General features: G+C 30.7%; 12 protein-coding genes. 4 read left to right on the top strand and 8 right to left on the bottom strand.

What is annotated here, in order from left to right; translation table 11 throughout:
* Positions 1-132 precede the first annotated feature (132 nt).
* Entirely contained in the window at positions 133-321 is a 189-nt protein-coding gene (locus ACRC03_RS10650; protein WP_438652546.1) for a hypothetical protein, read from the bottom strand.
* Between the two features lie 95 nt (positions 322-416).
* Here ACRC03_RS10650 and ACRC03_RS10655 point away from each other — a divergent pair, with 95 nt between their 5' ends.
* Entirely contained in the window at positions 417-1,523 is a 1,107-nt protein-coding gene (locus ACRC03_RS10655) for a LuxR C-terminal-related transcriptional regulator (protein ID WP_438652547.1), read from the top strand.
* Between the two features lie 40 nt (positions 1,524-1,563).
* On the opposite strand, the gene ACRC03_RS10660 is transcribed toward ACRC03_RS10655, so the two are convergent.
* From ACRC03_RS10660 to ACRC03_RS10690, 7 genes are read right to left on the bottom strand one after another with little or no spacing between them, the layout of a single operon-like run.
* Positions 1,564-2,904, bottom strand: coding sequence for an acetyl-CoA hydrolase/transferase family protein (locus tag ACRC03_RS10660; protein ID WP_438652548.1), 1,341 nt, complete (start codon positions 2,902-2,904; stop codon positions 1,564-1,566).
* 16 nt (positions 2,905-2,920) lie between these two features.
* Complete coding sequence (locus tag ACRC03_RS10665; RefSeq protein ID WP_438652549.1) at positions 2,921-3,967, bottom strand: zinc-dependent alcohol dehydrogenase; 1,047 nt, start codon at positions 3,965-3,967, stop codon at positions 2,921-2,923.
* Positions 3,968-3,976: 9 nt separating this feature from the next.
* The gene (locus tag ACRC03_RS10670; RefSeq protein ID WP_438652550.1) at positions 3,977-4,792 is read right to left on the bottom strand and encodes an SDR family NAD(P)-dependent oxidoreductase; all 816 of its coding nucleotides are present in this window, start codon (positions 4,790-4,792) and stop codon (positions 3,977-3,979) included.
* 16 nt (positions 4,793-4,808) lie between these two features.
* Positions 4,809-5,816, bottom strand: coding sequence for an alpha-ketoacid dehydrogenase subunit beta (locus ACRC03_RS10675; RefSeq protein ID WP_438652551.1), 1,008 nt, complete (start codon positions 5,814-5,816; stop codon positions 4,809-4,811).
* Between the two features lies 1 nt (position 5,817).
* Positions 5,818-6,813 carry a thiamine pyrophosphate-dependent dehydrogenase E1 component subunit alpha gene (locus ACRC03_RS10680; RefSeq protein ID WP_438652552.1) on the bottom strand — a complete coding sequence of 332 codons (996 nt, stop codon included), beginning with the start codon at positions 6,811-6,813 and terminating at the stop codon, positions 5,818-5,820.
* A 21-nt stretch (positions 6,814-6,834) separates the two neighbouring features.
* Positions 6,835-7,533, bottom strand: coding sequence for a 2-oxo acid dehydrogenase subunit E2 (locus tag ACRC03_RS10685; protein WP_438652553.1), 699 nt, complete (start codon positions 7,531-7,533; stop codon positions 6,835-6,837).
* Between the two features lies 1 nt (position 7,534).
* Positions 7,535-7,774 carry a biotin/lipoyl-containing protein gene (locus ACRC03_RS10690; protein WP_438652554.1) on the bottom strand — a complete coding sequence of 80 codons (240 nt, stop codon included), beginning with the start codon at positions 7,772-7,774 and terminating at the stop codon, positions 7,535-7,537.
* Between the two features lie 297 nt (positions 7,775-8,071).
* On the opposite strand from ACRC03_RS10690, the gene ACRC03_RS10695 reads away from it, so the two are divergent.
* From ACRC03_RS10695 to ACRC03_RS10705, 3 genes are all read left to right on the top strand, one after another.
* Positions 8,072-9,058, top strand: a complete 987-nt coding sequence (locus ACRC03_RS10695; protein ID WP_438652555.1) for a lipoate--protein ligase — start codon at positions 8,072-8,074, stop codon at positions 9,056-9,058.
* A 153-nt stretch (positions 9,059-9,211) separates the two neighbouring features.
* The gene (locus tag ACRC03_RS10700; RefSeq protein WP_438652556.1) at positions 9,212-10,105 is read left to right on the top strand and encodes an alpha/beta fold hydrolase; all 894 of its coding nucleotides are present in this window, start codon (positions 9,212-9,214) and stop codon (positions 10,103-10,105) included.
* Positions 10,106-10,200: 95 nt separating this feature from the next.
* Positions 10,201-10,932, top strand: coding sequence for a hypothetical protein (locus tag ACRC03_RS10705; protein ID WP_438652557.1), 732 nt, complete (start codon positions 10,201-10,203; stop codon positions 10,930-10,932).
* Positions 10,933-11,154: the final 222 nt, after the last annotated feature.

An 11,154-nucleotide genomic window follows, 5' to 3' on the forward strand; every position in this document is an offset into this window, starting at 1 on the left:
TTATCTTTCAACGTAATCACCCTCACACATCCTTTTATATTTAACTCTTTGATAAGAGTATTAACATAAAAGGATTGGTAAATTCTGTGTGGAAGAACTTTTAATAATTTTTTGGCCTACTAATAGTATGTACTAAACATGAGTAAATAATATGTAATCTATGTTCTTATAATCATATTCATCATTAAGTATTTTTTCTAAAATATTTAATGGCGTGCAACTAAAAGGGAAAACAGATTTTGTATTAATAGCATCAATTAAAATTTTTATATTATTTTCACAAATTAATAATCCAGAAGATGAAATATATTTAATTATCATGTATATCGTTTCCTTTCTTTTTAAATTACTTGAAAGTGATTATAAATTAGACTATAATTATATTGGATAAACTGTGTTATCAAAGGGGTGATAAGGTGTCATTATTGTCAGTCAATGACCATAAAAATATATTGGATTTTTTTTTCTATATCAATAATGATTATGCTAATTTTATTGACAGAGTGTTAACTGCATTAAATGATTTATTTGGGTATAATGTAACGACATATTGTATTTTTGACAAAGATAAAGATGGGAATTGTGTTTTAAATGATATTAAAAGCCATTGTATAAATGAAGATGTATTAATAACGTATAAAGAGCAATGTTTTCAATTTGATTTATTCTTTCAAAATATTGATAATATACGTTATATCAATCAATCTACCCACGTGCATACTCATAAAGTTTTTGGAGAAAATGAATTTTTTCATTCACAATATGGACAATTTTTAGCACAAAATAAGATTGAGTATCAAGCAATATTAGGAGCAAATAAAACCATTCAAACGCCATATCATATTATAGCTATATTCAAAAATAAAAACACAGGAGATTTCACAGAGAAAGAATTAGAATTATTATCTTATATAGGTGAAATTTTTAGTTTTTCAATAGATAAATATAAAACATATTTGTCACAACTGGAAAAAAATGAAGCACTAAAACTTTTTCTAGATTCCACTGAAATAGGATTTATAGTAATAAATCAAAATATGAAAATTATAAAATATAATAATACTTTTGTAGATTACGGCAATAGTATGTTTAACAATTTTGATATTAACAAGATAGTGAATAATATATTACATATAATAGAAGAAAAAATTAATTTGAAACTCAATGAAATAGATACAAACATAGAAGTAAAAATAGGTAAATTCAATGTATTATTGAGGAAAAAAATAACATTTGTTTCTAATGAAAATTTTAGCAGTTTAATTTTAATTCAATTATATAAGTCTAATGATGAAGGAGATTCATGCGAAAAGATTAGCAAAAAAATAATAGATGAATTCAATTTAACTTCAAGAGAAGTAGATATTTTAAATTTAATATTAGAAGGTTGCAATAATAATGAAATATCAACTAATCTTTTTATCAGTTTATCTACAGTTAAATCACATATTAGAAATATTTTTTATAAAATGAATATTTCCAGTAGAAGTGAAGTTATAAAAGTAATTAATAATTTTAGATAATTAAGTAGAGGCTGTTATAGTAATAACAACCTCTATTTGTTTATAAGTAATTATATTTTTTTGCTTCACTTATTAAATTTTCTCTATAATCAGGATGAGCAATATTGATTAGAGATAAAGCCCTTTCTCTTAATGAAGCTCCTTTTAATTTTGCAAGGCCGTATTCTGTAACAACAAAATCTATATCGGTTCTAGATAGTGTTATAACAGTTCCTTCTGGGTGTACACTAACTATAGTGGATTTTCTATTACGAACACCATTTTCATCTTTTACCATAGCAGTAGAATGTAAAGCAATAATTGATTTTCCACCTTCGGACATCTGAGCACCGATGGAAGTTTCTACTTGGCCGCCAGTGCCACTTATTTGAAGGGTACCAATTGCTTCAGAACAACATTGACCCATTAAATCCACTTGAAGAGTAGTATTTACAGAAATCATTTTCTTATTTTTTGCAATTTCAAAAGGAGAATTTACATTTTCTACGCTTAAATGTAATACACCTAAATTATCATCAATAAAATCATAAGTTTCCTTTGAACCAAAGGTAAAAGTAGTAACTATCTTATTTGGATAATGAGATTTTAATCTATTAGTAATTATTCCTTCTTTATATAGATTAACAATACCATCATTTAACATTTCAGTGTGAACACCTAAATCTTTTTTATTTTTTAAAGATAGAGCTACAGCATTTGGGATAGCACCAATACCTAATTGTATAGTTGACCCATCCTCAATTAAATCTGAAATATATTCACCAATCTTCTTATCTGTTTCACTACTTTCTTTACTAGGAAGATAAATCACTTTATTTGTCCCTTGTAAGACATAATCAACTTCGCTAATATGAATGTGGGTATCGCCAAAAGTGCGAGGTAGATTTTCATTAATCTCCAATATAACCATATCAGCTTTATTTATGAGAGTACGATTTGATAAACTGATGGTACTAGTTGAGAAGTAACCATGTTTATCCATTGGAGTAACTGATATAACGTAAATATTAAGAGGCAAATTTCTGTAGTTATGATAAGATAATCTATCTTGAATGCTATTTCTTAAATGATTTGGAACAAAAGTTATTTTACCTAGTTTTTGTCCTTGGGAACAAAATCTATTGAAAAATAAACTTACATTATTAATTGTATCTGTATAGGAATCATCACTATAATAATCATATTGTAATGTGTTTAAAAAGTTAACTACAGTTACATTTTTTAATTTATCCTTTAATAAGTTAAGGTTTGATAAAAAAGTAGTAGGTTCAGCTGAGGCACCATAAGTATAGATGCAATCATTGTCTTTGATTTTACTAATAGCTTCTTCTACTGTTATAAATTTTTTTCTAAATATTTCATGACAATTAATTTTAATCATCTCCGCTTCTCAAATATTAAGGATGTAATAATATTTTTATTTTGTTTTGATCTTTACAATGAAAAGCTTTATCATAATCTTCAAATGAGAATTTATGAGATACGAGTTCTTTTGTTCTGATTTTTCCAGTAGACATTAGTTCAATTGCTTTTGGCCATGTAGCATATGTGTGACCAAATGCAAATTGAATTTTCATCTCATTCATTACTGCATATAAATAACTGTGAATAGTAGAACCAGTAGCACTAGTTATGGCTAATTCAACAATAGTTCCTTTTTTTCTTGTCATCATAATAGCCTGAGTTATACATATATCAGCTCCGCTACACTCAAATACAAAATCTGCGCCTTTTCTACCAGTTATAATCATAACTTCTTTAATAACGTCACATTTGTCATTTTCAAAGATATAATCAGCTCCAAGTTCTTTTCCAAGTGCTAACTTATTAGCAGAAGTAGATTTTCCAACAAGAATAGCTTTTGCACCACAGGCTTTCACAAACTGAAGAACTAATAAACCAATAGGTCCAGCTCCCATTATAACAACGATATCAGTTGGTTTTATATCTACACACTCAAGTACAGCATGAGCAGCCACACATACAGGTTCAACTTGAGCACCTTCTTCAAAACTAATATTATCTGGAAGTTTAAAAACGTTAAATTCTTCCATACATACATATTCAGCCATAGCACCATCAGTTTCGTAGCCCATATTTTTACTTTGAGAACAATTATATACAGACTCAGTTAAGCAATTAATACATTTACCGCAGAAATTAGTACAAACATTAGATGTAACTCTATCTCCAACTTTGAAATTCTTAACATTTTCGCCAATTTCAACTATAGTACCACTAAATTCATGACCAAGGGTAACTGGTAGAGGCAATGGATTATCAATTGGCTCTAATCCTTCAACTATGTGAACATCTGAACCACAAATTCCACAATATTCAACTTTAATTTTTACAGTATTGCTAGATACTTTAGGTTCTTCTACTTCAACACAACCTAAAAATCCATTTCCATGTTCTAATTTTCTAACAGCTTTCATTAACATCTCATCTCCCTATTTAAATATTATTCCAGAATCAACATTTATACATTGACCAGTAATGTTACGAGCTTCTTCAGAAGCTAGGAATAATGTAGCAAATGCCATGTCGTCACAATCTTGCATTCTACCAAGAGCAGATTGAGAAGCCATTTTTTCAACTACTTCTTTACTAGTATTACAATCTTCAAATTGTTGCGGAAGAGCATTCTTCATTCTAAGACCGTTATCATAATAAATATTTGTATATACGAAACCAGGATTAACACAGTTAACATTAACATTAAAGCTACCCATTTCCATAGCTAAATTGTTAGAAAAACTAATTGTAGCTGCTTTTGATGCACAATACTGTGGCATAACAGGAACTTGAAGATAAGCAGCAATAGAAGCTATATTTATAATTTTACCACTTTGTTGAGCGTAGAAATTATTATAAAATGATTTACACATATTAGTCATTCCAACTGTATTTATGTTAAACACTCTTCTAATATCATTTGCTGATATATTTGTAAATGGAGGACCCAGTTCATTAGGACCAACACCAGCACAATTAACTAAAATTTCTACTTTTCCGTACTTTTTAAGGATTTCATCTTTTACTTCTTCTACTGCATTTTCATCACAAACATCTAATTTATAGAACTGTGCATCAGAACCAAGTGCTTGAAGTTCTTCTAACGCATTTTTACCGCTAACTTCATCTCTACCAATGATTGCCACATTTGCATTAGCTTTTGCAAAATGTTCAGCTATACATTTTCCAATACCCTTTGTTCCACCTGTTACAATAACTGTTTTGTTACTAAAATCAAATTTTATAGACATAGGGTAGACTCCTTTATTAAGCTTCTACAGATTTTAAAGTATCAACTTCTAAAGCTTTTAAAATACCAGCTTTTATATCTTCAACAGTAGGATATAAATAGTCTTCTAATTCACCAAAAGGTATTACACAGTTAGAACCTGAAATACGAACAGGAGCAGATTTTAAATCTTTAAGACAATTTTCAACAACCCAAGATACTATTTGAGCACCAAATCCACCTCTTTCTGGAGCTTCATGAGTAACTAATAAACGTCCAGTTTTTTCAACAGATTTAAATACTAATTCTTTATCAAAAGGTATTAAAACTCTAGGATCAATAATTTCTATTGTTTTACCAGTTTCCTCTTCAACTTGTTTTGCTGCTTCTATAGCATTAATTAATGCTCTATGATAAGCAACTATAGTTAAGTCATTACCTTCTTTTACAACTTTACCAGCATTAGCTAAAGAAGGAACTTCTTCTAATGTATCAGGAACTTCACCACTTAATCCCATTAATGCTCTTTGATAAAGGAATAAAGTAGGGTCGTCATCACGAATTGCAGCTCTATAGAATGCTCTAGTATCTTCAGGAGTTGTTGGTGCTACTATTTTTAAGCCAGGTACATTAGCGAACCAAGATTCCACACTTTGAGAATGGTGGCAACCACTTCTTGCACCACCGCCATGAGGGAATACAAAAGTAACAGGGCAACTATACTTACCACAAGAGTTATAACGCATTTTAGCAGCTATATCTACAATACCTTCAAAACCTAATGTTCCAAAATCAGCAAACATATACTCAACTATTGGTCTATATCCTCCAATTGCTGCACCTGTAGCAAATAGTGTATAACCAGCTTCTGCTATAGGCATTTCAAGAACTCTATTTTCACCAAATTGTTTTTGAAGACCAGTAAAAGTTCCCCAGCATCCACCTTGTTTTCCTATATCTTCACCTATACATATAACTTTTTCATCATTTGTCATTTCTTCAAACATAGCAAGATTTAGTGCTCTTAATACAGATATTTTAGACATGTTATATTTCACCTCCAACGTTATTTGAATAAAGTCTATTAAAATCTAGAACTTCTTCACGAGTAGCTACTCCTTGGCTTAAACCTTCCTCAAATGCACCAACTATTTCCTTAGTCATTTCTTCTCTTACATTTGTTATGTATTCATCATTTATATATCCAAGTTCTAATAATTTCTTTTCAAATTTCTTAACTGGACATATAGAATCTAAATCTTCTCTAAAGCTTACATCACGGTAAACTTGTTGCTGATCACCAACATAATGACCTTCCCAGCGAGTAGTTTTAACTTCTACTATATTAGGTTCATTTTTAGCTGCTAACTCCATTCCTTGTAAAACAGCTTCTGCAACAGCTATAGGATCATTGCCATCAACAGTAACACCTTTCATATTAAATGCTAAACCTCTATCTGCAAGGTTTTCTAATGGAGATTGTTTAGAAACAGGAGTAGACATTGCTATTCCATTATTTTCAATAAAGAATAAAATAGGTAATTTGTATAAAGAGGCAATATTCATAGCTTCATAAGTAGCACCAGCACTAATTGCACCGTCACCGTAAGGAGCTATTATTACCTGATTTTGTTTATTATCATTTTTTAATGCCCAAGCATATCCTGTTAATATACCCCATGCACCACCTAGTGCACCAGTAGCTGGTAACAACCCTTTTTCAAGATCATTTAGGTGATATTCACCAGATACACCATCATTAACGCCCCCTCTACGTCCAAGTAATTCAGCTATAAACTCTTTGAAACCAACACGATGAGCCATTACAGTTTGACTTCTGTGTGTTGCAGTACCATGTGTTTTTATATCAGATTTTTTTAGTGCAGTCATTATTCCAGCACTTACAGCTTCTTGACCTAAGCAAGGATGTATAGCTCCGGCAATCTTTCCGCTGTATATAAATTCAACTATTTTTTCGCCTAAAACTCTTGATTTTACTATGTCTGAATACATATCTAATAGTTCTTCTCTAGAAAAATTCATTTTATTACCTCCATTTATTATTTATAATCCCACATAAGATTTAGGGTCTGCTAGTATATCTTTTAAAGTAAGTAAGAATAAACCACCATGTAATCCATCTATAGCAGCATGATTTACAGTAATATTAAAGCAAGCCATATTGCTAATAGTAGCTACATCATTGTTGTCTATGACGTATTTCTTTTTAGTTGTTCCAATACCTAAGATTCCAGTTTCAGGTGGATTTAAAAATGGTGTTACTTGTTCAAAACCAAGCATACCCATGTTACTAACTGTAAAAGTAGAATCCATCATACAATCAAATGGCAATTTCTTAGCTTTTAACTTCGAGATCATAGTTTGTAACTCATCTGATATTTGGAAGATATCCTTGTTTTGAGCTTCTTTTACAACTACCATCATGATTCCATCATCAAGTCCAATACCTACACCAATATTGATAGACTCATATATGAAAAATTCGTCCTCAATAAGAGCAGAGTTCATTACGGGATGTTTTTTTAATGCTTCAGCTACTAACTTTACAAATATAGAAGTCATACTTACATTTGAATTTTGTTTTTTTAATTCATTTTTAAGTTCTAATACTTTATCTACTGAAATTTCTGAACTACCAGTTCCTTGAGGATAATCTCTTAAACTTTCCTTCATTTTTGTAGCTATAAACTTTCTTGCACCAGAAATTTTATAGTTTTCTTTTATTCTTTTTCCTTCACCCAAATTATTCACCTTCTTCTAAGTGACCTATTATCTCTCCAACAGCTACAAGTTCACCAACTGGCTTTAATATTTTAACTAATTTTCCAGAGGTAGGGCTTTCAATTTCTTGGTTAAGCTTTTCGTTAGATAATTCGTATAAAGGTTCACCCTTTTCAACATATTCACCTTCATCAACTAACCAAGACTCAATTTTTACATCCATGCCTGATTGACCTAACATAGGTATCTGAATTTCAACCATAATAATTCCTCCTAAACTATTGATTAATTTTGATAAAATATATTTCAATGTTGTTGATACTAAAATTATATTAGTTGTAGATTTATTTAACATCGAGCCAAAGGGTGATATATAAATTAAAATATTAATACTTAGAGGAGGGTGACTAATCTTTAGGTATTAGAAAGTGCTATAATGCAATTAATTTATAGCACTTTCTAATACTTAAGATAAATAAAAACATACATAAAGACGATTTACAGATTTTAATTAAAATAGCTACAATTATACTACAAATAACTTAATGGAGGGAATAGTGTGTTATTTATAAAGAGCCCAAGTTGCAACCCGTATTTTAATTTAGCCTTAGAAGAATATGTATTTGAAAAAATGCCTAAAGATGAAGATTACTTTATGTTATGGCAAAATGATAATACTATTGTGGTGGGGAAATATCAAAATACAATTGAAGAAGTTAATGTGAATTTTGTGAAAACTCATGACATAAACGTTGTAAGAAGACTTTCTGGAGGTGGTGCAGTTTATCATGATTTAGGTAATTTGAATTTTACTTTTATTACAGATAAGAAAAATATTAAAGACTTTGATTTTAAGTTTTTTACTTTACCAATTGTAAATACACTAAAGCAATTAGGTATAAATGTAGAATTTAATAGTAGAAACGATTTGGCAATTGATAATAAAAAGTTTTCGGGAAACTCTCAATATATTAAAGAAGGTAGAGTACTACATCATGGTACATTACTATTTAACTCAAAACTAGATATAGTACAACAGGCTTTAAAAGTAAAAGCACATAAGTATGAGTCTAAGAGCGTTAAATCAGTAAGGAGTAGAGTAGAAAATATAAGCACTTTCTTAGAAGAGAAAATTACTATGGAAGAATTTTGTGATTTACTGTTAAAGCAAATCTTTGAAGGTGGAGAAATAAGAGAATACAAATTAACAGAAAAAGAGATGGATTGTATTAAAAAAAATTCTGTAGATAAATATTCTACCTGGGAGTGGAATTATGGTTTTTCACCTAAATATAATGTAAAAAAAGAGAGAAGATTAGATTGTGGTACTATGACAATTTATATAGATGTTGAGGAAGGAATGATAAAACAATTATCAATATATGGTGATTTCTTTGGAAGTAATGATCTATTAGAACTTGAAAATAAGTTTATTGGCACTAAGATAAATAGTGAAGAATTACATCTTAGATTAAAGGAAGTAGATATCAATGAGTACATAAATGGGATTAGCGAAGAGGAGTTAATAGATTTGATATTAAATTAGAAGTCAAAATAAAATATGGTATTTCTCCTACTTTATATTTCTATAGAGTAGGAAAATATAATGGCCTGGAGGTTTAAAAGCCAGGCAAAGCAACCGTTGTATTACTTATACAATCGGTTATTAAATAATTTTATAGAAGGAGGAAGATAATTAATGGAAAGCAATTTACAGCAAGAATCTCTAGTGAAAGTTCAAGAAATTAGTGTAAATGGACTAATTTTCAAATGCCGTACAGCAGGGCTTGAAAATAATGGTGACCCTATAATTTTTCTGCACGGCTTCCCAGAAAGCTCCCATATGTGGATAGGGTTCATGAATGAATTAGCACAAATGGGTTATAGGTGCTTAGCTCCTGATCAGCGTGGCTACAGTCCAAAGGCTCGTCCAAAAGGTAAGGAAAAATATACTCTGCCACAATTGGCATCTGATATTGTTGCTTTGGCAGATGAGGTTGGTTTTAAAAAATTTCACTTAATTGGACATGATTGGGGATCTATGATAGGATGGGCTGTTGTTGAGCTTTACAAAGATAGAATACAGAGTTGGTCAGCATTAGCTGTACCTCATGTAGGAGCGTATACTTATGCAGCTGCATTTGATCCTGAACAAAATGTCAAAAGTCAATATGTTAGGGATTGGCTGACTCCTGATATTCCAGAAATGATTATGGCTCAAGATAACTTTAAAATGATGAGGGATGCTTATGCTACAATGGAGCCTGATGAAGCTGAAGATTACTTAACAATATTTAGAGAATTAGAAGCGAGAACTGCAACACTAAATTATTACCGTGCTAATCAGCCAACTTTAAAAGGTGAGCTAGAAAGCATGCAGTTTGGAGATGTAACTACACCAACTTTATATATTTGGGGAAATAAAGATGTGTATATTGGCCGTGCTGGCAGCGAACTTATGAAGAAACAATATATGAAGGGTGAATATAAGTTTGTTGAACTAGATTGCGGACATTGGATGATCCAGGAAAACTATAAGCAAGTTACAAAACCTATCATAGAACATATAATAAGCAATTCTCTGAGCTCATAAGAAAGAATTTACCACCATAAAAAAATAGAGGGGCTGTCTCAAAATATAGATAAGCTCATTTGTACCTTGAGTACAGCGAAAGGAATGTTTGCTTTATGCCAAATTTAAAAAATAAAAAGGCAATGATTTTTCTTGGTATTGTTTTAGTATTAGTTATTGTTTATGTATCATTTGCAAACTATCATAACGGTAGCGGAAAAAAGCTAACTAATCAGGAAGTAGATAACTATATAAGCGAGATGCAAAGAAATATTACAAAGGATTCAACTGGTGTAGAATTGTCATCTGCTGAAATAGAACAGGTTAGGTATTTTGGATATAATGATGATGGCAAATCCTTCTACATGATTAATTTGATGCGTGCGAATGAAAAACCAATGTATCCGGCAGGACACGATTATCCTGGCAATGTGGCTGATGCAAAAAAGAGATATGTAGATGGGGCAACAGCATTACTTTTGAAAAAGTTGGATTACCCTGTAGTGAATTTGTCTTATGCAAGCCGTGAAGCTATGAGTCAGGGTTCCGGAGAGCTGGAGAAGTTTGATCAGTTTTATCTTATAAGATATAAAAACAGAAAGGATTTCATGGAACTAATCTCTAATCCTGCCTATGCACCTATTGCAATGCACAAATTTGCAGCAGACAAAGATACAATTCTTATTCCTATAACAACAGGAGATATTATGAATCTCAACCAAATAGTACTGTTCGCAACAATAGCACTAATTTGGTTAGCTTCTGAAGTCATGGGTGGATGGAGAAAGATATTTGCTGTTGGGAGATATAAGGAAGAATTAAGTAAGGAAGAAGGCAGTAAAGTTTAAGCATAAAGAAGCAATAAAAAAATGTTATTATGAACCTGATGATGGGTCTATAATAACATTTTTTGTATTTTTAGGTAGTTACTATTTATTTTCTATGTGCGAGGTTTAAAACCACCGACTTTAGGCGGTATACGCTTTTAGCCTTCTAAAAAGTTATCTATATGAACATACTAATTACTAAGGATGGTGGTTAGTATGGAAGGATACAACAAAGGAAGTCAT

Source organism: Romboutsia sp. (assembly GCF_051659545.1).
In the GTDB taxonomy this organism is placed as follows: domain Bacteria; phylum Bacillota; class Clostridia; order Peptostreptococcales; family Peptostreptococcaceae; genus JBOFOR01.